General features: G+C 64.8%; 18 protein-coding genes. All 18 read left to right on the forward strand.

Annotated features, from left to right (window positions below; translation table 11 throughout):
* Window positions 1-2: 2 nt before the first annotated feature.
* The 18 genes from NFW30_RS11925 (at window position 3) to NFW30_RS12010 (ending at window position 22,823) form a co-directional block, all read left to right on the forward strand.
* Window positions 3-1,943, forward strand: a complete 1,941-nt coding sequence (locus tag NFW30_RS11925; protein ID WP_295355627.1) for an XrtA/PEP-CTERM system amidotransferase — start codon at window positions 3-5, stop codon at window positions 1,941-1,943.
* Window positions 1,940-3,151, forward strand: a complete 1,212-nt coding sequence (locus tag NFW30_RS11930) for a TIGR04063 family PEP-CTERM/XrtA system glycosyltransferase (protein ID WP_295355625.1) — start codon at window positions 1,940-1,942, stop codon at window positions 3,149-3,151. The genes NFW30_RS11925 and NFW30_RS11930 overlap by 4 nt, the downstream gene beginning before the upstream one ends.
* A gap of 15 nt (window positions 3,152-3,166) precedes the next feature.
* A complete protein-coding gene (gene asnB / locus NFW30_RS11935; protein WP_295355623.1) occupies window positions 3,167-5,092 on the forward strand; it encodes an asparagine synthase (glutamine-hydrolyzing) in 1,926 nt (641 codons plus the stop codon).
* Window positions 5,089-6,303 carry a TIGR03087 family PEP-CTERM/XrtA system glycosyltransferase gene (locus tag NFW30_RS11940; RefSeq protein ID WP_295355621.1) on the forward strand — a complete coding sequence of 405 codons (1,215 nt, stop codon included), beginning with the start codon at window positions 5,089-5,091 and terminating at the stop codon, window positions 6,301-6,303. Before asnB ends, NFW30_RS11940 begins: the two co-directional genes overlap by 4 nt.
* On the forward strand, window positions 6,300-7,616 hold the full coding sequence (locus tag NFW30_RS11945) for a nucleotide sugar dehydrogenase (RefSeq protein WP_295355619.1): 1,317 nt from the start codon (window positions 6,300-6,302) through the stop codon (window positions 7,614-7,616). The genes NFW30_RS11940 and NFW30_RS11945 overlap by 4 nt, the downstream gene beginning before the upstream one ends.
* A 39-nt stretch (window positions 7,617-7,655) precedes the next feature.
* Window positions 7,656-8,780: a glycosyltransferase family 4 protein gene (locus NFW30_RS11950; protein WP_295355617.1), complete on the forward strand. Its 1,125-nt coding sequence runs from the start codon at window positions 7,656-7,658 to the stop codon at window positions 8,778-8,780.
* A complete protein-coding gene (locus tag NFW30_RS11955; RefSeq protein ID WP_295355615.1) occupies window positions 8,777-10,156 on the forward strand; it encodes a phenylacetate--CoA ligase family protein in 1,380 nt (459 codons plus the stop codon). Before NFW30_RS11950 ends, NFW30_RS11955 begins: the two co-directional genes overlap by 4 nt.
* Window positions 10,149-11,477 carry a putative O-glycosylation ligase, exosortase A system-associated gene (locus NFW30_RS11960; RefSeq protein WP_295355613.1) on the forward strand — a complete coding sequence of 443 codons (1,329 nt, stop codon included), beginning with the start codon at window positions 10,149-10,151 and terminating at the stop codon, window positions 11,475-11,477. Before NFW30_RS11955 ends, NFW30_RS11960 begins: the two co-directional genes overlap by 8 nt.
* Window positions 11,474-12,448 (forward strand): polysaccharide deacetylase family protein, encoded by a 975-nt coding sequence (locus NFW30_RS11965; RefSeq protein WP_295355611.1) that lies wholly within the window; start codon window positions 11,474-11,476, stop codon window positions 12,446-12,448. The genes NFW30_RS11960 and NFW30_RS11965 overlap by 4 nt, the downstream gene beginning before the upstream one ends.
* 209 nt (window positions 12,449-12,657) lie before the next feature.
* Complete coding sequence (locus NFW30_RS11970) at window positions 12,658-13,869, forward strand: hypothetical protein (RefSeq protein ID WP_295355609.1); 1,212 nt, start codon at window positions 12,658-12,660, stop codon at window positions 13,867-13,869.
* Between the two features lie 162 nt (window positions 13,870-14,031).
* The gene (locus NFW30_RS11975) at window positions 14,032-15,501 is read left to right on the forward strand and encodes a lipopolysaccharide biosynthesis protein (RefSeq protein ID WP_295355607.1); all 1,470 of its coding nucleotides are present in this window, start codon (window positions 14,032-14,034) and stop codon (window positions 15,499-15,501) included.
* On the forward strand, window positions 15,498-16,652 hold the full coding sequence (locus NFW30_RS11980) for an FAD-dependent oxidoreductase (protein ID WP_295355605.1): 1,155 nt from the start codon (window positions 15,498-15,500) through the stop codon (window positions 16,650-16,652). Before NFW30_RS11975 ends, NFW30_RS11980 begins: the two co-directional genes overlap by 4 nt.
* 3 nt (window positions 16,653-16,655) lie before the next feature.
* The gene (locus NFW30_RS11985) at window positions 16,656-17,894 is read left to right on the forward strand and encodes a DegT/DnrJ/EryC1/StrS family aminotransferase (protein ID WP_295355603.1); all 1,239 of its coding nucleotides are present in this window, start codon (window positions 16,656-16,658) and stop codon (window positions 17,892-17,894) included.
* Window positions 17,875-18,792 (forward strand): glycosyltransferase family A protein, encoded by a 918-nt coding sequence (locus tag NFW30_RS11990; protein ID WP_295355601.1) that lies wholly within the window; start codon window positions 17,875-17,877, stop codon window positions 18,790-18,792. The genes NFW30_RS11985 and NFW30_RS11990 overlap by 20 nt, the downstream gene beginning before the upstream one ends.
* Before the next feature lie 134 nt (window positions 18,793-18,926).
* A complete protein-coding gene (locus NFW30_RS11995) occupies window positions 18,927-19,670 on the forward strand; it encodes a class I SAM-dependent methyltransferase (protein WP_295355599.1) in 744 nt (247 codons plus the stop codon).
* A gap of 1 nt (window position 19,671) precedes the next feature.
* Entirely contained in the window at window positions 19,672-20,454 is a 783-nt protein-coding gene (locus NFW30_RS12000; protein WP_295355597.1) for a class I SAM-dependent methyltransferase, read from the forward strand.
* Window positions 20,448-21,329 carry a hypothetical protein gene (locus NFW30_RS12005; RefSeq protein ID WP_295355595.1) on the forward strand — a complete coding sequence of 294 codons (882 nt, stop codon included), beginning with the start codon at window positions 20,448-20,450 and terminating at the stop codon, window positions 21,327-21,329. Before NFW30_RS12000 ends, NFW30_RS12005 begins: the two co-directional genes overlap by 7 nt.
* Window positions 21,330-21,335: 6 nt before the next feature.
* The gene (locus tag NFW30_RS12010) at window positions 21,336-22,823 is read left to right on the forward strand and encodes a lipopolysaccharide biosynthesis protein (protein WP_295355593.1); all 1,488 of its coding nucleotides are present in this window, start codon (window positions 21,336-21,338) and stop codon (window positions 22,821-22,823) included.
* Window positions 22,824-23,083: the final 260 nt, after the last annotated feature.

Raw genomic sequence — 23,083 nt, forward strand, 5'->3', positions numbered from 1 at the left:
ATATGTGCGGCATTACCGGAATTTTCGACACCCGTAGTCAGCGTCAGGTTGACCGTGCGGTGCTGGCACGGATGAACGAATCGCAGCACCATCGCGGTCCCGATGAGGGTGGCCTGCATATCGAGCCCGGGGTCGGGCTTGGTCACCGGCGGCTGTCGATCATCGACCTGTCGACCGGGCAGCAGCCGCTCTACAACGAGGATCACAGTGTCTGCGTGGTGTTCAATGGCGAGATCTACAACTACCAGGAGTTGATTCCAGAGCTGCTGGCACTCGGTCATCGCTTTCACACGCGTAGCGACACCGAGGTGATCGTGCACGCCTGGGAGTCTTGGGGCGAGGATTGTGTGCGTCGCTTTCGCGGCATGTTCGCCTTCGCGCTCTGGGATCGCAATCACCAGACGCTGTTCCTGGCGCGCGACCGGCTGGCCGTGAAGCCTCTGTACCATGCCCTCCTGCCCGATGGAACCTTCCTCTTCGGCTCCGAGCTCAAGTCCCTGCTGGCGCATGGCGGACTGGCACGTGACATCGATCCGCTGGCGGTCGAGGAATACTTCGCTCTGGGTTACGTTGCCGAGCCACGAACGATCTTCAGCCAGGCGCGGAAGCTGCCGCCGGGGCACACGCTGACCCTGCGGCGGGGAATGCCGCTGGCCGAGCCAAAGGAATACTGGGACGTGCGCTTCAGCCTCGACAGCCGCATCTCGCTGGCTGACGCCTGCGCACAGCTCGACGAGCGGCTTGGCGAGTCGATCCGCCTGCGCATGATCGCCGAAGTGCCACTCGGTGCCTTCCTTTCAGGGGGGGTCGATTCGAGCGCCGTGGTCGCACTGATGGCGGGCCTGTCGTCGGCACCGGTGAACACCTGCTCGATCGCTTTCGACGATCCGGCCTTCAACGAGGCTGCCTTTGCGCAGAAGGTTGCCGAGCGTTACCGGACCAACCATCACTGTGACCTCGTCGCCAGCGATGACTTCGATCTGATCGATACACTGGCCCGGCTGTACGACGAGCCGTATGCCGACAGCTCGGCGATTCCCACCTACCGCGTCTGTCAACTCGCTCGCAAGCATGTGACGGTGGCGCTTTCCGGCGACGGCGGTGATGAGACCTTTGGCGGTTATCGCCGCTACCGTCTGCACCTGATGGAAGAACGTCTGCGCGCGGCACTGCCGTATGGAGTCCGGCGGCCGCTCTTCGGCCTGCTCGGTCGGGCTTACCCGAAGGCCGATTGGGCGCCCCGCATGTTTCGCGCCAAGACGACTTTCGAGGGCATGGCGAGAACGACCGTTGGCGGATATTTCCACGCCATGTCGATCCTGCGTGATCCGATGCGGCGTGAGCTGTTCAGCGACCGCTTTCGCCGCGAGGCAGGTGACTACAGCGCGCAGGAGGTCTTTCGCCGGCACGCGCAGCGCGCCGGAACCGACGATCCGCTCGCCCTGATCCAGTACCTCGACCTCAAGACCTACCTCGTCGGGGACATCAACACCAAGGTGGACCGCGCCAGCATGGCGCATTCGCTGGAGGTCCGCGAGCCGCTGATGGACCACGAACTGGTCGAATGGATGGCGACTCTGCCCTCGTCGCTCAAGGTGCGTGGCCAGGAAGGGAAATTCCTGCTCAAGGAAGCCATGAAGCCACGCCTGCCGCAGGATGTCCTGTTCCGCCCCAAGATGGGTTTCGCCGTCCCGCTCGCGCGCTGGTTCCGCGGCCCACTGCGGGAACGCGTGCAGGAGGCCGTGCTCGGTCCACGTCTGGCGGCCACGGGCTGGTTCAACGCCGCCTACCTGCGGCATCTGATCGACGCGCACCAGTCTGGGGCAAGGGACTACAGTTCGCCCCTGTGGACGATACTGATGTTCGAGGCTTTTCTGCGCAACGTCATGGACGCGCCTGCCGAGCATCCTGCCGCAGTCGCAGTGGCCGGCGCAGTGCCATGAGCCTGCGCATCCTGCACGTTCTCGACCATTCGTTGCCGTTGCACAGCGGCTACAGTTTCCGCACGCTGGCCATCCTGCGCGAGCAGCACGCGCTCGGTTGGCAGACGGTGCATCTGACGACACCGAAGCAGGGCGCTGGTGACGCACTGTGCGACGAGGTCGACGGCTGGCTCTTCAACCGTACGCCGAGCGCTGCCGGCTGCGGCCTGCTGCAGCAGATGCGCCTGACTGCGGCACGCCTGCAGCAATTGGTCGGCACGACCGAGCCTGACCTGATCCACGCCCACTCACCGGTATTGAACGCCTTGCCGAGCCTTTGGGTGGGCCGGCGTCGGCGTCTGCCGGTGGTCTACGAAATGCGCGCGTCGTGGGAGGATGCAGCGGTGGACCATGGGACGACGCGCGTCGGCAGCCTGCGCTACCGCGCATCGCGGGCACTGGAGAGCTACGCACTGCGCCGTGCCGACCAGGTGACGACGATCTGCGAGGGCTTGCGTGGCGACATCGCGATTCGCGGCATCCCTTCGCAACGGATCACGGTGATCCCGAATGCGGTCGACGTCGAGCGCTTTCGCCTCGACGCAGAACCGGATGTCGGACTGCGGCAGTCGCTCGGACTCGAGGGCGCGACGGTCATAGGTTTTGCCGGTTCGTTCTACGGCTATGAAGGGCTCGACCTACTCCTCGAAGCCGCCCGCCTCCTGTTGCCCCGCCATCCACAATTGCGCGTCCTGCTCGTCGGTGGCGGGCCGCAGGAGAGCAGCTTGCGGGCGCAGGCGACTGCCGCCGGCATCGCGCAGTACGTCATCTTCACGGGTCGGGTGCCGCACGCCGAAGTGCAACGCTACTATGAACTGATCGACGTCCTGGCCTACCCGCGCCTGCCGATCCGTCTGACCGAGCTGGTCACTCCGCTGAAGCCGCTCGAGGCGATGGCGCAGGGACGCATGCTCGTCGCCTCCGACGTCGGCGGCCACCGCGAGTTGATCCGGCACGGCGAGACAGGCTCCCTTTTTCGTGCCGGCGATGTCGCTTCCCTGGCGGCGGCCATCGACGAACTGCTCGCCAAGCGCCAGCGATGGCCGGCAATTCGCCAGCAGGCACGCCGCTTCGTCGAGGTCGAGCGAACCTGGGCGAGCAGCGTGGCGCGTTATCGCGAGGTCTATCGGCGGGCTCTGGCCCGCTACGGCCGCAGCCCATCCATCTGAGCGCGAGGTTCCATCGTGTGTGGCATTCACGGCATCTATCGTTTTGACGGGTTGAGCGTCGAGCCCGGGATCCTGTCGGCCATGGGTGATCGCACCCGGCATCGCGGTCCCGACGACGAAGGCAGCCATCTCGACGGCCCGTGCGGCATCGCCATGCGGCGGCTGTCGATCATCGATCTTGCCGGTGGTCATCAGCCGCTGTCGAACGCCGACGGCAGCCTGTGGCTGGTCTGCAATGGCGAGATCTACAACTACCGCGAGTTGCGTCGCGAGTTGCAGGACAGGGGATACCGCTTCAAGACCGGTTCCGACTGCGAAGTGCTCCTGCATCTCTATGACGCGGAAGGGGACGAGTTCATCCAGCGCCTGAACGGGATGTTCGACTTCGCCCTCTGGGACGCACGCCGCCATCGCCTGTTGATCGGGCGTGACCGGCTGGGCGTGAAGCCCCTGTACGTCCTGCATGACTGGCAGCGGCTGGCTTTCGCCAGCGAAGCCAAGGCATTGCTCGCCTTGCCAGGAATCAGCGCCGAGCTCGATCGCGAGGTACTGGCCGACTATCTGCACCTCGGATACGTCGCCGCGCCCGGTTGCATCTTCAAGGGCATCCGCAAGCTGCCGCCAGCGACTCTGCTGGCGATCGAGGCGGGCGAGGTGCGCGAATGGCGCTACTGGCGCCTGCCCGACCGCTGCATCCCGGGCGTATCCGAGAGCGAGTGGTGTGACCGGGTGCGCGCGCAACTCGACGAGTCGGTGCGGATGCAGATGGTCAGTGACGTGCCGATCGGCGCTTTCCTGTCGGGGGGCGTCGATTCGAGCGCTGTCGTCGGGCTGATGGCCCGCCATTCCGAGCAGCCGATCCGAACCTACGCCATCGGTTTCGCCGGTGGCGAAGCGGAGACGCTGTACAACGAGCTCCCGCACGCGCGCCGGGTGGCCGAGATCTTTTCGACCGAGCACCGTGAGATCCTCGTCCGGCCGGATGTGGTTTCGCTCTTGCCCAGGTTGCTCTGGCACATGGACGAGCCGCTGTCCGATACCGCCTTCATCACCACATTCCTCGTCTCCGAGTTCGCGCGCGAGGATGTCAAGGTGATCCTGTCCGGGGTCGGCGGTGACGAGCTGTTCGGCGGCTACCGGCGCTACCTTGGCGGGCACTATGCCCAGCGCTACCGCAACCTGCCGCGGTGGCTGCGCAGCCTGGCAAGGCTGGCTGCGGCGCGTTTGCCGGCGGACCGGCACGCCGGTCTGCTCAACCGGATGCGTCTGGCGAAGGGCTTCATTGCCTCGGCCGAGATGAGCGCCGATGAACGCTATCGCAGTTACCTGCAGGTACTGGACCGGCAGGCGGTCGCCGCGTTGCTGATCGAGCCACGCGGCCAGGCCTCCGATCCGCTGACGCGTGCCTTTGCTGCGGCTGGCAATGGTGACGAGCTGAACCGCATGTTCGCCGTCGACGCGGAAACGCAGTTGCCGGACGACCTGCTGCTGCTGACCGACAAGATGAGCATGGCGGTGTCGCTCGAGTGCCGGGTACCGTTGCTGGATCACCAGCTCGTCGAGTTGGCGGCAGCGATCCCGGCAGCTGTCAAGGTGCGCGACGGACGGCTGAAGAGCCTCCTGAAGCTGGCTCTGGCCGACCTGCTGCCGGACGACATCCTCAATCGCCAGAAGCGCGGTTTCGGTACGCCGATGGGCGCCTGGCTGAAGCGTGAGCTGGCGCCGCTGCTGCGCCGCCTGCTGGCACCGTCAGTGATCGAGGCGCGCGCTCTGTTTCATTCTCCGCTGGTGGAACGGCTGATTGCGGACCATGAGGCCAACCGGATCGATGGCACCGACATCCTGCTGGCGCTGCTGAATCTCGAAGTGTGGAGTCGCATCTACCTCGACCGGCGTGATCCGGCCGACGTTGCCGAAGAACTCAGGAGCCACGTGGCATGAACATTCTCTACCTTTGCCACCGCTTTCCCTTTCCGCCGAAGCGCGGCGGCAAGATTCGTCCCTTCAACATGATTCGCCATCTCTCGGCGAGCGGACATCGCGTCACCGTCTGCTCGCTTGCCCGCTCAGCGGCGGAGGCCGAGGAGGGGCGGGGCATCGCCGCCCATTGCGCGCGCTTCGAGATGGGTCTCGTCTCCGAGCCCATGCAGACACTGCGCATGGTGGCGCGTCTGCCGCTGAGGACGCCCTCGTCCATGGGCTACTTCCATTCGCCCTCGCTGCAGCGCCACGTCGATCGGCTGCTGCAGACGGAGAAGTGGGACCTGATCTTCGTGCACTGCTCGTCGGTTGCACAGTACGTCGAGCGCGTGCGGACAGTACCGAAGATACTCGATTTTGGCGACATGGACTCGCAAAAGTGGCTGGAGTATGCCAACTACAAGCCCTTTCCGCTCTCCCTCGGCTATCGACTCGAAGGCAACAAGATGCTGGCGGCCGAAAAGCGTCTGGCCGGCTCCTTCGATCTGTGCACGGCGACGACACGCGCCGAATGGCAGACGCTCGAGGAGTATCGCACGGGCGTGGCGACGGACTGGTTCCCCAACGGTGTCGATGCCGAGTTCTTCTCGCCGGCAGCGAATGGTCATGATCCGGACACCCTGAGTTTCATAGGCCGCATGGACTACTATCCGAACCAGGAGTGCATGGCGCGCTTCTGCGCGCAGATCTGGCCACTGCTCCGCCAGCGTCGCCCGGATCTCAAGCTGTTGATCATCGGTGCCGACCCGTCGCCCGACATGCGCCGCCTGGGCGAGTTGCCCGGCGTGACCGTCACCGGATCGGTGCCCGACGTGCGTCCCTTCGTCCGGCAGTCGGCGTTGATGGTCGCGCCGCTGAACATTGCTCGCGGCACGCAGAACAAGATCCTCGAGGCGATGGCGATGGGTGTGCCGGTGGTCACCAGCCGGGTTGCCGCGGGCGGCGTGGACGCCGAGCCCGTGACGCATTTCCTTGTTGCCGACACGCCAGAGGAATATTCTGGAGCCATTCTGGGGGTGCTGCAAGACCCGGCCGAAAGGCAGCGATTGGCCGTCTCCGGTCGGCAGCGGATGCTCAGCAACCACGCCTGGTCGCATTCGATGGCAAGGCTCGACGGGATCATCGAACGCTGCCTCAGGGATTTTTCGCACAGCAAAGGAACAACCGCATGAAAATCAGCATCTTCGGTCTCGGATACGTGGGCGCGGTGTCACTTGCCTGTCTCTCGCGCGACGGCCACGAGGTGATCGGAGTCGACATCGATGCCAGCAAGCTTGATCTGATCGTCGCCGGCAAGACGCCGGTGGTCGAGGAGGGCATGGTCGAGCTGATGGCGCTTGCCGCCAACAGTGGCCGCGTCTCGGTGACAACCGATGCGCAGCGCGCCGTGCTCGACAGCGAACTGTCGCTGGTCTGCGTCGGCACGCCTTCGGCGGCCAACGGCAGCCAGGATCAGGGCGCGATCCTTCGCCTGGCGGAAGAGATGGGGCTCGCCATCGCCGGCAAGAGCACACCGCATATCGTCGTCTTCCGGTCGACGCTGGTCCCCGGGACCGTCGAGGACGTCCTGCGCCCGATCATCGAGGCGAAATCGGGCAAGCAGGACGGCGAGGGCTTCTTTCTCTGCTTCCAGCCGGAATTCCTGCGCGAAGGATCGTCGATTCGCGACTATGACAAGCCGCCGTTCACCGTCGTCGGGGCCAACCACGACTACCCGGTCGATCGTCTGCGCGAGCTGTTCGGCAAGCTGCCCTGTCGCTTCATCGAAACCTCGGTCCGCTCGGCGGAGATGATGAAGTACTGTTGCAACAACTTTCATGCCCTTAAGATTACCTTTGCCAACGAGACCGCTCGCCTGTGCGACGCCCTCGGTGTCGACCCCTTCGAGGTCATGAACCTGATCTGCCAGGATACCCAGCTCAACATCTCGACCGCCTATCTGCGGCCCGGATTCGCCTTCGGCGGCTCCTGCCTGCCGAAGGATCTGCGCGCCACCACCTACCTGGCGAAGATGCATGACGTCGAAATCCCGATGTTGGCCGGCATCATGCAGTCGAACCGGAATCACCTTGATCTGGCGTTGCGCAGGCTGCTGGCCATCGGGCGGCGGAAGATCGGCTTCATTGGGCTGTCTTTCAAGACCGGCACCGACGACCTGCGCGAGAGCCCGCTGGTGACGCTTGCCGAACAGTTGATCGGCAAGGGCATGCAGCTGGCGATCTACGACCCGGAGGTTCACCTGGCGCGGCTGCTCGGCGCCAACCGCAGCTTCATCGAAAGGCATCTGCCGCACATCGGCGACATGATGCGTTCGGAGCTGCAGGAGGTGGTCGCCGAGTCCGAAGTCCTGGTGCTTGGCCTCGGCGGCCGGGACGTCGCCGATACACTGGCGCGGTGTTGCCGCCCGGGCCAGATCGTCCTCGATCTGGTTGGACTGCCGGACCAGCACGCGATCGGCGCGGTGGTCGAGGGGCTCTGCTGGTAGCGAGGCGACGGGTGTTCACGACAGGCGGCAGGAGCTGAGGTGACGAATGCCGGCAAACCGGCGACCGGCGGCGGCGAGCACTGGCCGGCGGTGTGCGTCGTCGGCCCGCTGCCGCCACCATCCGGCGGCATGGCCAACCAGTGCGAACAGCTGCTGCGCCTGCTGCGTGCCGACGGAGCGAGTGTCGAATTGGTGCGCACCAACCCTCCCTATCGGCCGCACTGGATCGGCGGCGTGCCGTTGCTGCGCGCCGGATTCCGTTTGCTGCCCTATCTGCTGCAGCTGTGGCGAGCGATCGGCAGGGCTGCCGTGGTGCACGTCCTGGCCAACTCCGGCTGGGCCTGGCACCTCTTTGCCGCGCCAGCGATCGTCGTCGCCCGCTGGCGCAACACGCCGGTGATCATCAACTACCGGGGCGGCAATGCAGACAGCTTTCTGGCGAGTGCTCCGGAGCACGTCCGACGCCGTTTGGCCGATGTCTCGTTGCGCGTCACACCCTCGGCCTTCCTGCAGCGGGTGTTCGCCAAGTACGGGCTGAGTGCCGAGGTGATTCCCAACATCGTTGACCTGGCGCGATTTGTACCGGTTGCGCGACGCTCCTTCGGCAGTGCGCCCCATCTCGTGGTGACACGCAACCTGGAGGAGATCTACGATGTGCCGACAGCGCTGCGGGCCTTTGCCCGCATCCGTGCCGCCTTCCCGCAGGCGCAGCTGACAGTGGCCGGCAGTGGCCCGGAACGCGAGCGTCTGCAGCTTCTTGCCGACGAACTGGGTCTGCGCAACAGCGTCCGGTTTGCCGGGCGGATTGCCAACGCAGCCATGCCGGCGATCTACGCTGCTGCCGACTGCCTGCTCAACCCGAGTACGGTCGACAACATGCCGATATCGATCCTCGAGGGCTTCGCCAGTGGCGTGCCGGTCGTCAGTACCGATGCCGGGGGCATCCCGGACCTCGTTCAGCACGGGGTCTCCGGCCTGCTGGTTGCGGTCGGCGATGACCGGGCAATGGCGCGCGAGGCACTGCGCGTGCTACAGGATGCCGAGTTGGCGGCCACCTTGCGGCGGGCCGGACTCGAGCAGGCGGAGCACTACGCCTGGCCGCAGATCCGCGCACGATGGCTGGCCGCCTACAGCCGGGTTGCCAGCGGGAGGGTGGCATCATGAATCCGTATACTGCGCTCTGTTCGGGCCTGTTCTTTCCCTTGCACGAGCGCCTCAAGGGGCACGATTCGGTGGCCTGGCGCAAGCGGCTCGAGGCCAGCCAGTGGTGGTCAGCCGAGCAACTCGGGGAGCTGCAGACCCGGCGTCTGCGCGGGTTCCTGCAACGGATCGGTCGCGACGTGCCGTATTACCGCGACCTCTTCCGGACTGTCGGCTTCGATGCCAACGAAGTGCGCTCGACCGATGCCCTGCGCGCCTTGCCCCTGCTCGGCAAGCCCGAGATCCGGGCGAACCTCGAGCGGCTGCAGGCGGCGGGACACGGGCCACTGACGCGCTACAACACCGGTGGCTCCTCAGGCGAACCACTGATCTTCTTCATGGGCAAGGAGCGCAAGAGTCATGATGTCGCCGCCAAGTGGCGCGCCACGCGTTGGTGGGGTGTAGACATCGGCGACCGCGAGCTGGTGGTCTGGGGCAGCCCGATCGAACTCGGCGCCCAGGACCGGGTTCGCCGCCTGCGCGATGCGCTGCTGCGCAGCACGCTCCTGCCGGCATTCGAGATGTCGGAGGCGAACCTCGACCGTTTCGTGGCAGCGATCGGCGACTGCCGTCCAGCAATGCTGTTCGGTTATCCGTCGAGCCTCTCTCTGATCGCGCAGCACGCGCAGAGGCGGCAACGGGACATGCGCGGCCTCGGAATCCGGGTTGCGTTCGTCACCTCAGAGAAGCTCTACGATGAGCAGCGACGGCTGATCGGCGAAGTCTTCGGCTGTCCGGTGGCCAACGGCTACGGTGCCCGCGATGCCGGATTCATCGCTCACCAGTGTCCGCACGGCAGTCTGCACATCAGCGCCGAGGACATCGTCGTCGAGACGCTGCGCGCCGACGGGCAGCCGGCTGCGGCGGGTGAAGCCGGCGAGATCGTCGTCACGCACATGGCGACGGGGGATTTCCCCTTCGTCCGCTACCGTACCGGCGACGTCGGCATTCTCGGCAGCCGGGCGTGCGCCTGCGGTCGCGGTCTGCCGGTACTCGAGGAAGTGCAGGGCCGGACGACCGACTTCGTCGTCGCCCGTGACGGGACGGTGATGCATGGGCTGGCGCTGATCTACACGGTCAGGGATCTGCCCGGCGTCGAGCGGTTCCGCATCGAGCAGATGTCGCTCGACCTGACGGTTGTCCGCATCGTTGCCGGACCGGCTTTCGACTGTTCGGCGGAGGAGCGGATCGTGCGCGATTTCAAGGCGCGGCTAGGTGACGCAGTCGCCATCCGGGTCGAACGTGTGGCGGAAATCGCCGCCGAGTCGTCCGGGAAGTTCCGCTATGTGGTCAGCCGGGTCAGGGCTCCTGGCGGTGACCGGGGTGCGGCGCGTGCGTGACCTGCTGCTGGTCGGGATCTTTCTCGCCGTCCTCCCGTTCGCGTTGCGCAACACGTGGATCGGCGTCCTCTTGTGGACCTGGCTGAGCCTGATGAATCCGCACCGCCTGACCTATGGCTTTGCCTACGATGCCCCATTCGCGGCCACCGCCGCGGGAGTCATCTTCCTGTCCCTGTTCATCGGCCGCGACAAGCTGCGGATGCCCTGGTCGCCGCCCGTCATCGTGCTCTTTCTGTTCGTCTTCTGGATGTGCGTCACGACGGCTTTCGCCCTCAGTCCGGCGGATTCATGGAATCAGCTCAGCAAGGTACTGAAGATTCAGGTGGTGACCGCCATTGCGCTGATGGCTTTGCAGGAGCGCAGGCACATCGAGCTCTTCATCTGGGTCAACGCCCTCTCGATCGGCTTCTATGGTTTCAAGGGCGGGCTCTACACGGTTCTCAGCGGCGGCGGCGGCAGGGTCTGGGGTCCGACGGGGACGTTCATCGCCGACAACAATCATCTGGCGGTGGCGGTCATCATGGTGATTCCGTTGCTCAACTACCTGCGTACCGTCGCCACTGGCAAGTACCTGCGCCTCGGTTTGCTGGCGCTGATGGTGTTGTGCGCGTTCTCTGCCCTGGGGTCGCAGTCGCGTGGAGCACTGCTGGCGATTGCTGCCATGACCTTGGTGCTGTGGGCGCGGGCGCCAAACAAGGCGGTGACGGGTGTGATTCTGGCAGTGACCGGGGTCGCCCTGATCGCCTTCATGCCGGCAGCCTGGGACGAGCGCATGGCTACGATTGCCACCTACGAAAGCGATGGTTCCGCCATGGGGCGTATCTCGACTTGGAAGTTCTGCGCCAACCTGGCTGCGGACCGGCTGACCGGCGGTGGTTTCTCGATCTACAATTTCCAGAATCTGGCGATCTGGGGGCCGCCCGGTGCGCGCAGCGTGCACGTCGCGCACAGTATCTACTTCTCGGTTCTGGGTGAGCACGGCTACGTCGGCTTGCTGCTCTTCCTGCTGCTCTGGTGGCTGGCGATGCGTCAGGCCGCGCGGTTGCGCAAGGCCAGCCAGGGCAAGCCGGAGCTGGCCTGGGTTTTTCATCTGGTAGGAATGTGTCAGGTATCGCTCGTCGGCTACTTGGTCGGTGGCGCGTTCCTGCAACTCGCCTACTTCGATCTCCCGTACAACATCCTCGTTGTCCTCGTCGTCACTCAGCGCTGGCTGGATGCCGGCGCCTGGAAAGAGAAGGCGGGCGGGACCATGCCTGCTGCCGAGGCCGCGCAGCAGCGACCGCTTTCTTCGGCTGCGACGCAACAGGTGACGTCGTCATGATCAGGACTCTGGCCAGTCTGCTGTCGCCAGCAGGCAAGAACGGACGTCTCTCCATCCTCATCTTCCATCGCGTCGTCGCCCGGCGGGATGCGGTTTTCGACTGGAATCCGGATGCCATCGCCTTCGCGCAGAGGATGCGATGGCTACGCAGCTGGTTTCACGTTCTGCCGCTGGACGAAGCCGTCCAGCGGTTGCGCGAGCAATCCCTGCCCGCACGGGCGGCAGCGGTGAGCTTCGATGATGGCTATGCCGACAACTATCATGTTGCGCTGCCGATCCTGCAGCAATTGGGTGTTCCCGCGACGTTCTTCGTCGCGACCGGCTACCTCGACGGTGGCCGCATGTGGAACGATACGGTCATCGAGTCCGTCAGGCACTGCGCTCAGGCGACGCTTGACCTGTCCGGGATCGGGCTGGGCACCCATGACCTCAGTTCGCCAGCGGCCATGCGGCGGACGATTTCTGTCGTGCTCGACGGTCTCAAGTACAAGCCTCCTGGCGAACGCAGCCAGGCGGCCGACCACGTGGCGCAGGTCGCTGGCTGCCGGCTACCCACCGATCTGATGATGACCTCGGAACAGGTGCGCGCGATGCGCCGCGCCGGGATGCTCGTCGGTGCCCACACCGCGACGCATCCAATCCTTGCGCGCCTGGGCCCGGACGAGGCGCGGCGTGAAGTGGTCGCCAGCAAGGATTTCCTGCAGGATCTCCTGCAGGAGCGGGTCGGTCTGTTCGCCTACCCCAATGGCCGACCGTCGATAGACTACCGCGCCGAAGATGCGGAGAGCGTTCGCTCGCTTGGTTTCGATGCGGCCGTGACAACCGCATGGGGTGTCGCCGATGCAGGCAGCGATCTCATGCAACTGCCTCGATTCACGCCCTGGGACGGTACGCGCCTGCGCTTCGGGCTCAGACTGCTCAGGAACCTGCTCGACGACTCTCGGCGGGCGAGCATGCAGCTTGCCGGCTGAGCGTGGCGCGCGAAGAGCCCCATGAGTTGCCGGTACGATCGCCGCAGGCGGGAAACGTGGCAATGGACTTGCCGGCTCTTCGGACCGCCCGCCGCACCCGGCCCTGCTTTGGTCAGGCGGTGGCCGATCGCCGTCAAGCCGCCGGGCACCGGCTGTTGTCGCGTTGCCTGCTCCTTCAACCGCATCATTCTCGAGAGCTGCAAACCGATATGTCACTGAAGAAGATTGCCTCTGGTTTCAAAGCGCGCTACATCGACGAACGCCGCCTGCCGGATGCGGCCCGACAGCAACTGCAGCGTGACCGTGCCGGGCTACCCGAGCATGACGCGGGTCCTCTGGCGGTCGCCGAGGCCGGCATCGAGTGGCTGAAACGCTCGCAGGACAAGTCCGCCTACCAAGATGGTGGCTCGGCGCGCGATTTCAGCCTGCTCCGAGGGTGGGCCAGTTCCTACCCGGAAACATCCGGTTACATCGTGCCGACCCTGATCGACTTTGCGGTACGGACCAACGATCAGCCCCTGGCCGACCGGGCGCAGCGGATGCTGGACTGGCTGGTGTCGATCCAGTTTCCCGAGGGAGGCTTCCAGGGCGGCAAGGTCGACGCCCCCGAGCGGGTTCCGGTGACGTTCAACACGGGCCAGATTCTGCTTGGTCTGGCTGCCGGAGTGCAACGCTTTGGCGAGGCCTATCGGCGGCCGATGGTGCTGGCCGGCAGCTGGTTGCGTGATTCGCTGGATCCCGATGGATGCTGGCGGAAACACGCGACGCCCTTCGCCAGCCCGGGAGAAAAGGCCTACGAAACACACGTTTCCTGGGGCCTGTTCGAGGCGGCACGGATCGAGCCCGGTCTCGGGTTTGCCGAGACTGGACTGAAGCAGGTGCGCTGGGCGATCGGCAAGCAGATGGACAATGGCTGGTTTGCAAGCAACAGCCTGTCATCGCCGGCGGAACCACATACCCACACAATCGGATACGTCTTGCGTGGCGTCATCGAGGCCTATCGATTCGCGGGCGAGGCGGACCTGCTGGCAGCCGCCACGCTGACGGCCGACGCGCTGCTGAAGGTCATCGAGGACGACGGGCGCCTGCCCGGAAAGCTGGACCGCAACTGGCGGCCGACAGTCGATTGGGTGTGCCTGACGGGCAACGTCCAGATTGCCGCCTGCTGGCTTCTTCTGTTCGGCATGACCGGCAAGGCCGCTTACCTCGATGCCGCGCGGCGTGCCAACCGCTACGTGCGGCGGACGGTTCACCTGAGTGGCAACCCCGACGTGGTGGGCGGAGTGCGCGGCTCCTATCCTGTCGACGGGGAGTACGGGCGATTCGAGTATCTCAACTGGGCAGCCAAGTTCTGCGTCGATTCGCAGTTGCTGGAAGCGTCGGTGGATGTTCCCCTTCGCGGCAAAGGCGATGAGCGCTGAGTGCCGGCAAGAAGCCTGCACGCTCGTGGCATCGCTGCCCGGGTTTGCACTGCGGCTCGGCCTGCCAGATGGCCCGCCGATGCCGGTCGCACGCGAGGAGCCGACGCCAGCTTTCTCGCTGGTCTGCCGGAGCGGTGGTCGAACGGCTCGGGGCTACGTTCGATGAGTCTGCGCAGCCAGGTACTCGCCGCACTGCGGTGGACGGTGATCGGGCGCTTTGCCAGCCAGATTGCCTCCTGGGCGATCACCATCCTGGTCATGCGCTTCCTGCTCCCGGCCGACTACGGCCTGATGGCCATGGCGACCATCTTTTCCAGCCTGTTGGCGCTGGTCGCAGAACTCGGCCTGAGTTCCAGCCTGATCCAGACGCGAGATATCTCCGATCGCCAGATGCGTCAGGTCTTCGGCGTCACCCTCCTCGCCAACCTGGGGGTGTTCGCCCTGCTGGCGCTCGTCATCGCACCACTGGCGGCGATCTTCTTCAGTGAGCCGCGCCTGCAGACGATCATTCAAGTGGTGGCGTTGCAATTCATTCCGGCCATCTTTGCAGTGATCCCGGGGGCTTTGTTGCATCGGGAGATGGCCTACCGTGGACGCAGTATCGTGGACTTCGGCTCCAGCCTGGCCGGATCGCTCCTCACCCTGGGCCTCGCCTACACATCACACGGCGTCTGGGCGCTGGCCTGGGGCGGCGTGCTCATGGCGACACTGCGTGCTGCCGGTTACAATCTGCTCCGACCCTACAAGGGTCTGCCGCTGTTCGACTTCAGCGGCAGCGGCCGGATCATCCGCTTCGGGCGTGACATTGCTGCCAACCAGGTGGTGTACCATTTCTATTCACAGGCTGACTCCCTGATCGTCGGCAAGCTGCTGGGACGACATGATCTGGGCCTTTACTCGGTGTCGATGGATCTGGCGTCGTTGCCGACCTCGAGACTCGCGTCGATCCTGAATCAGGTGGCCTTTCCCGCGATGTCCAAGGTGAAGCGTGAGGGCGGCAGTGTCAATCCTTATGTTCTCAAGAGCATGCGTGCCATCAGCCTGATCAGCTTTCCAGTCATGTGGGGCATGTCGAGTGTTGCCCCGGAAATCGTTGCTGGGCTCCTTGGTTCCAACTGGGATGGTGCCGGCCTGCCCCTGATGCTGCTTTGCCTGATCATGCCATTGCGCGTCCTTGGGCCGATCGTTCACGCCGCGCTGCAGTCGGTGGGTCGCGCCGACGTCAGCTTCAGGAACACGTGTGCCACCGCCGTCGTGATGTGCCTGGCGTTCATCGTCGGCTGCCAGTTTGGCCTCATTGGCCTTGCCCTGTCCTGGGTCCTCGCCTTTCCCTGCGTATTCCTTGCGAATCTGGTGCGTGCCGCTCCTCATCTCGATCTGCATCTGGGCGAAGTCATTGGCGCGCTGGGCAGATCGGCATTGGCCAGTGGCGTCATGTACGGCTGTGTCGCTCTGGCTCGTGAACACCTCGCCCTGCCGCCACTGCCGACGTTGCTGCTGCTGGCGTTGCTCGGTGCCGTCGCCTATCTGGCTGCAAGCTCGCTGTTCAACCGCAGGGGGATCGACGAAGCGCTGGCTCTCCTGCGACCCGAGCGGCAGCCGTCAATCGCCGACAGGGAGGCTGGGCCATGACGAAGGCAACGGCGGTGATCGTTGGCGGTGGATTGAACGCCCTCGGAATCGTGCGCAGTCTGGCCGCGCAGCGAGTTCCGATGATTCTGGTGTCCAGCGGCAGTGGCCCGGCCTGGCATAGCCGACATGCACGGCACCATGTCGTCAGGGAGATGGAAGGCGAAGCACTGATCGCCGCACTCAAGTCGATCGCCGCAAGCCTGCCGGCCAGACCGGTTCTCTTCCTGACCGAAGAGAAATCGGTCAGTTCGGTCTCGGAACGCCGGCAGGAGCTTTTTTCCGACTACCTCATCACCCTGCCCGAGGAGCAGACACTGGCGAATCTGATGCACAAGGAAGGGTTCCAGAAACTGGCGATCGACTGTGGGAGCCCGGTTCCGGCAGCGGTCCGCTTGCAGACGGAGCGTGATCTGGAGCAACTTTGCGACTTGCGCTTCCCTTGCGTTCTGAAGCCCGCGTTCAAGCATTATGGCTACGGCGACCGCTTCAAGAAGGCATACGTCGTCGCATCGGCCGCCGAAGCTTCGGCACGCTATCGCGAGATTGCACCAGTGCTCGCCGACCTCGTTGTTCAGGAATGGATTGAGGGCGCTGATTCCGATATCTATTTCTGTCTGCAGTACGTCACCGCCAATCAGCGCCCGGCGGCCTCCTTCGTCGGCCGCAAGCTGCGCTCATGGCCACCACGGATTGGTGGCACGGCGAGCTGCATTGCGGCTCCGGAATGTCATGATGAACTGAGCGACATGACGTCGCTCTTCTTTCGCCAGGTCGGTTTCGTCGGCATGGGCAGCATGGAGTACAAGCGGGATTGCCGCGATGGACGCTTCTACATGGTGGAGCCTACCGTCGGGCGTACCGATTTTCAGGAGGAGGTTGCGACGGTCAATGGCGTGAACATCCCGTTCGCCGCCTACTGCGTGGAAACCGGCGCTTCCTTGCCGCCTGGGCAGTACCTGCAGCCACCGAAGATCTGGCGCGATCCGATCGTTGATCGATGGTCGGCCGAAGAGCAGGGGCGTGCGGATGCCCTGCCTGCGGCAGACGTCGTCGATGCCTACTGGCGGGCCAATGATCCGATGCCATGGTGCGCCCTGACCTGGGAACGAGTGCGCGCACGCTGTCAGACGCTGCTGCCAGGGTGGAGATAGGGGATGTCGTACCAGCGTCTGCCCTATGCCGATTGGGGTTGGGCCGAGTTGCGGGCCGTGCTGGCAGCCATGCTCTGCGGCCGGATACGCCGTGGACCCGGTACGAGGCAGCTGGAAGGCGCACTCGCCAGGTTGTTGGCCGTACCGCATGTCCTGCCGGTCAATTCCGGCCGTACCGCACTGCGTTTCGGCCTGGAGGCGCTGATGCGGTTGCGGCCGGCGTGCAACGAGGTGATCATCCCCGCGTTCATCTGCCCGGCCGTCGTCGAGGTTGTCGACTCGCTCGGGTTACTGCCGGTTGTCGCCGATGTCGGTGCCGACCTCAACCTGGATCCCGCTGCGTGTGCGCAGCGGATTGGCAGCCGGACGCTGGCGATCATCGTCGCCCATATGTATGGGTGCCCGGCGAAGATCGAAACCTTCGAGAGCATGGCCCGAGCGACGAGGGTGTTTCTGGTGGATGACGCGGCACAAGTCGTCGGGGAATCGGTGGGCGGCCGCATGCTGGGGACCTTTGGCGATTTCGGTGTGCTCAGTTTCGCCCAGTCCAAGTGTGTCGTGACTGGCGAGAGCGGTGGTGGGGGCGTCCTGATCTGCCATGAGAATGAAGTCTTTCCCATCGTGCGGGCGCGGGTCGAAGGGCTGGCGCCGGCGGAAGGGCGCTTGTGGGCACTGGTTGCGTTTTGCTGGAACTACCTGTTGGAATCGTACACCGCATCGCTGAGCTATCGCTGGCAGCGCCTGCGGCAGCAGGTTGTTGGCGGCGGAGCGCACGGACTCGTGCCCGCGGGGATCGCCAACCTCGATGCTTGCCTGGCCCTGGTGCAGCTGCGTTCGTTGTCGCAGCGGCGCGAACAGCGCCTCCGGATCCTCGGCCATTATGCCGAGGCGTTGGCGGCGCCCGGCGCTCCATGGCGGATGCCGCAGTTCTCGCCCGGACGGTATCTGGCGCGGGTGATGGTTTCCCTGCCGCCCGGTGTCGAACTCGATGCGTGCCAGCGGCAACTGCGGCGAGAGTCCGTGTGCACCCGGCGCGCCTACGCGACGCATTCCCCCGCATCCTGTTCGGCCAGAGGGTCGCCGGATCCTGGCGAGTGCCTGATCGAACTGCCGGCCTATGCGGACATGACTGCCAGGGATGTCGCGGACGTCTGCCAGCGGCTGCAACGCGTGGCGGCAGCGCATCGAAAATGTGTTTCCAATCGTCACGACGGAGATGATGATGAGCGATGTTGTCAATAGCAGTGAACGGGGCACGGTGACCCAGTCGCGCGCCAGCTGGCCCGTGATGGTCCTTGCCCACAACGAGGAGCGGCATATCGACTCGTGCCTCGAGAGCATCTTTGCAGCCGACCCGGACGGTCCTTTCGAAGTGTTCGTCATGGCCAACGGCTGTACCGACCGCACCGAGGAAATCGTCCGCGCGTACGGCAGGAAGAACCCGCGCGTTCATCTCGTCTCGATTGCGCTTGGTGACAAGTGCAACGCCTGGAACGTCTTCATCCATGAGACCGTTCCCCAGCATTGCGCCGGGCAGGAAATCTATTTCTTCATGGATGGTGACGCGCGTGCCGTCCCGGGCTCCTTCTCGGCGATGGAACGGGCCATGCGGGCGGAACCGCAGGCGCAGGCAGTCGGTGTGCCGCCGGCATCCGGGCGCAGCATGCGCCATGACCGCGAGGAGTTGCTTCGTGAGCGCGGGCTGGTAGCCAACCTGTACGCGCTGCGTGGCGCATTCGTGATACGTTGCCAGCAACTCGGCGTCAGAATCCCACTCAGACTCGAAGGTGACGACGGTCTGGTGGGCGCACTGGTGAAATGGGATCTGAATCCGTCACAGCCGATGAACGACCTGCTGATCGCGCCCTGTGCGGATGCCGGGTTCATCTTCGAGTCCTTCACCATCTCGCGGTTCGCCGATGTCCGGGCCTACTGGCGACGCATGGTGCGTTACGGTCGCAGGGGCTATGAGTTCAAGCTTCTCGGCCCCCGTCTGCAAGCCGGAGGGATTGCCGCGATGCCGCAAGACATTCGCGAGATCTACGGTGATTCCGATCGTCTCTCGCTGACTTGGAACGGCATCTACACGGTGACCAACTGGTTCGCCCTGCGGGAGATGCGCGCCATTGGCCGCGGCTAGACGGCTGACAGGCAGGAACGAACGAGGTGCCTCTGCCAACGGGAATCCCGCACCTCGCCATCGTTGCTGCGGGTAGCGGTATGTTTCCGCAGCCGGCGGTCTTTGCGCCGACAGTGGAAAACGGGTGATGAGTGATGAGTGACAGTGAATCGACGCCGATTGGCGATTACCGGACGAGCCACATCGAACGCGGCGGGAACTATGACCGCAACCTGGCCAAAGACCCATTTGACGCCTACATGTGCGACATGGAGCGCGTCCATCTGCAGCGCATCCTGCCGCAGCTCTTTCCGGACGGCATTGCCAGGTACCTCGATTTCGCCTGTGGTACGGCTCGCATCACCCATACCGTCGCCCCCTTCGCGCGCGAAACCATTGGAGTCGACGTGTCGCCGAGCATGCTTGCTGCGGCGCGCCAGAGGTGTCCGGGTGTCCGTTTCGTCGAGGCTGACCTGACCAGGGCAGCAATCGATCTCGGTTCTTTCGATCTGGCGACGGCGTTCCGGTTCGTCGGCAATGCGCAGCCGACGCTGCGGCAGCAGGTGCTGCAGGTGCTGGCCGACCTCGTCAGGCCCGGAGGCTATCTGATCCTCAACAATCACCGCAATCCGCGCTCGCTGGCGGCACTCTTCCATCGCCTGACGGGCGGGCAACGCGAGATGGACCTGACCCACCACGCGCTGCAGCGACTGCTGGCCAAGAACGGCTTTCAGGTCGTCAGTAGCCTGCCGATCGGTGCCTGGCTCTACCGCTCACGGATGCTGGGACAAGTGCGCACCGTGGATGATCGATCGTTGCGCCGCGAGGCGCTCTTTGGCCATCGGTTTCTGGCTCCGGTGGCACCTGACACCATTCTTGTTGCCCGTCGTCGCGCCTGAGATGGAGCGGCGTTCTTGCGGCGAGCCAGCTGGTACCACGGCTCTGCGCCCCTACGAACTGGCAAGCGCGCGCTTGCGGGCGATCTATCAATTGCCGACCATGGTCGCTGGCGCAGGCGTGTTGGAGTTGTACCTTCGGGATCACGGACGGGTGGTCGACGGCGAGTGGCCGGCCCGCCAGGTGGTGAGTTGTCGCTTGGTTGGCGGTGACTGTGGGTCGCCGGTCGCGACTCCGATGATCGGCCGCCTGCAAGGCTGCGAGGCGTCCTACGACGAGGCGCTGCCTTTCCCCGCTGCGAGTTTCGATCTCGTGATCCTGCACCACACCCTGGATGATCTGGCGGCAGCCTTGCCGCAGCGACACCCTCGCCAGGTTGCCGAAGAGTGGCTGGTCAGGATCGCGTCGATTCTCAGGCCGGGTGGGGTGGTCGCCGGTTGTGGGCGCAACCGCAGCAGCCCGCGCAGCTGGCATTGGCGGCGGCGGGAGGTGACGCCGCATGCCCCAGAGGTGGCGGCGCTGAGCATGCTGTCATGCCAGGGCGCCCTGCTCAGCGCCGGGTTCAGTGACATCCAGGTGTGCAACCTGTGGCCGCACCCACAGGCCCCGAGCACCATTGCCGCCGTCGAAGTGGAAGCCTCGCGCCGGGCATTCCGCTACGCGCTGGAGTCTTCGCGCGACTCCCTGGGCGTTTCCGGATACCTGTTGCGAAGGGCGGTCGTCGAACTGGGCCTCAACCGCTTTTTCGAGCCATACCTCTTCTATTGGGGGTTCCGGTCGTGCTGAGCCTGGTCCGCGAGGCGCTGGTGAGCAGCGGGTTCGTGACGTCGCAAGCGAGGCTCGTATTCAACGTCATGGTCTCGCGCGGCGAGGCGATTGCACTGGATGTCTGGGACCCGGGCACGGATGCCTGGTATCACGTCCAGGCGTGCTTTCATTACGATCTCAGCGAACGCTTCGCCAGCTATCGCCTGGCGCACGACCGGTTTCGCGAGCGCACGCCGAGGCCGCTCGCCCATCTGCGTCTCGATGGCTGGAGCCTGCTGGTCGCGACGGCCTGCGAGCACCGCATCGTCCGGGCGCGTGACCTGGACTCTGCTCGCCGGTCGGCGCACCTGCTCGGGCAGTTGATCGGCTTCTTTGCCACCGCCCGTGCCAGCTCGCTCGACGCTGCCGACGCCTGCAGCCACGACCTTTTCATGGCCGAGGCCGGTGCCTTCCTGGCAGATTCCCGCGATGCCGGCAGCGCGCTCCGGCGCTATCTGGGGCAGGTGGATCGCACACTTTGGGCGGACATCCCGCACATCCCGCAGCATGGCGACTTCGTACTCAACAATCTGGGTGCGGCGCGCGGCGATCTGTTGGTGTTCGACTGGGAGGACTATGGTGCGACGGCTCTGGCTGGGTTCGACATATTCATGATCAGCCTCTCCGTCGCCGGCATGAGCGCGACATCGGCACGGCTGATCCGCGATACCGAGGATCCGGCTGCCTCCCCCTGGTTCTTCGCGCAGCGCGCCTGTGCCGCGTCGGCACTGCCCTACGCAAGTTTCCGTCGCGCAGTGCCGCTCTACCTCATCGTTTTCAGGTACCTGAAGCGCAACTACGGACGCGAGATCGGCCAGCGCATCGATACCATCCTCGAGCAGGTGCTTCCCTGACCGGCGATGGCGAACGCTGAGAACGTGCCTTCGACGGGTCGGCAGCTCGTCCATGGGTCGGCGTGGATGGTCGGCGCCAGATGGGCAGCACGTCTGATCGGCCTGGTCAGCACCGTCATCCTCGCGCGGCTGCTGGCCCCCGCGGATTTTGGCATCGTCGCGATAGCCCTGATTGCAGTCGGTCTGCTGGAGACTGTCGGTTATGCCGGTGTCGATCTGGCCCTGATGCGTCCCGGAGCGAACAGCCGCGAACACTTCGATACGGCGTGGACGATCCAGATCATCCAGGGGATGTTGATCGCCGGGCTGCTGGTCGTGGTTGCGCCGTGGGTGGGGCAGCTCTTCTCCGAACCGCGCACGGTCAGCGTCGTGCAGCTGATCGCGCTGCGACCGTTGATCAGTGGCTTCGAGAACATTGGCGTCGTCGCCTTCCGCAAGGATCTCGATTTTGCCAAGGACTTTCGCTTCACCGTGTATACGAAGCTGGCGAACTTCGCGATAGTCGTCGGCGCGGCCTTCTATCTCGAGAACTATTGGGCGCTTGCCATCGGCATGACCAGCGGCAGCGCCATCGCGCTGATCCTGAGCTATCGGATGCATCCTTACCGCCCGCGGCTCAGCCTGACCTGCGTGCGTGAGATGTGGGGATTCTCGCAATGGCTGATCATCTCCCGTGTTGGAACCTACCTCAATCGCAAGACCGATGAGTTCGTCGTCGGCCGTCTGCTCGGAACAAGTGTCATGGGGGGCTACCACGTCGCCAATGAACTGGCGACGATGCCCAGTTCCGAGCTGGTCATGCCGCTGCGGCGCGCGCTGTTTCCCACACTGTCCAAGGTGGCCGGCGCGCGTGACGAATTCGCGAATCTGTTCTGCCTGAGCCTTGGTGCAATAGCCGCACTATGCTTCTCGGTTGGCTTTGGTCTGATGGCGGTGGCGCCGGAGTTCGTGCCGCTGGTCCTCGGCGAGAAGTGGCTGGGGGCGATCGATGCCATGCGTTGGTTGGCGCTTTACGGGGCCTTCTCTTCCCTGATCCTGACGCTCGAGATGCCCTTGTGGGTGATGGGGCGTACCCGCCTGTCAGCGGCGCAAACCTGGCTGGAACTCGCCCTGTTGGTGCCGATCGCCTTTCTGGCGGCGCATCTCAAGGGCATGGAGGGTGTGGCGATGGCGCGTGTGGCGGTATCGATTGCGGTGCTGCCAGTGATGCTGCACTTCGTTTCCTCGTCCTGCATGATCAGGATCGGCAGGCTCTATGGCGCGCTCTGGCGCCCTTGTCTGGCGGGATTGGCAATGTACGGAATCCTCGCCGTCCTCGCGCCGCTGGTTGACGCACCCGTTGCATTGCTTCTGTTGCTGAAAGTGCTTGCCGGGGCGGTGATCTTCGCCAGCGTGCTGGTCGTTCTCTGGCTCGTTTCCGGCCGCCACGCCGGCATAGAGGAACAGGCACTGCGGATGATCGTCAGCCTCGCCGGTCGCCGGCATCGCGCTTGACGGTCGGGCGCACGCACCTTCCGCTCGTATGCTGTCGCGCCAGTTGATGTAGATTCCGGGTGTCCTTTCGGCAACGCTGCGAAACCCCGGTCGCGGCGGCTGATCCGGGGCCACGGGTGGCGCGCGGCCCCACAGCCACGCGCAAGCAACTCCCAGCGGGAACGCGGGGTTGGCCGCCGTTCGGAACGTTGGAGATCGTTGCGCTGCCGGATTAATGTGAAAGAATCCCCCTTGAAGGCGAAGGAAGGCCTGACCGCCAC

Source organism: Accumulibacter sp., assembly GCF_023806635.1.
GTDB lineage: Bacteria > Pseudomonadota > Gammaproteobacteria > Burkholderiales > Rhodocyclaceae > Accumulibacter.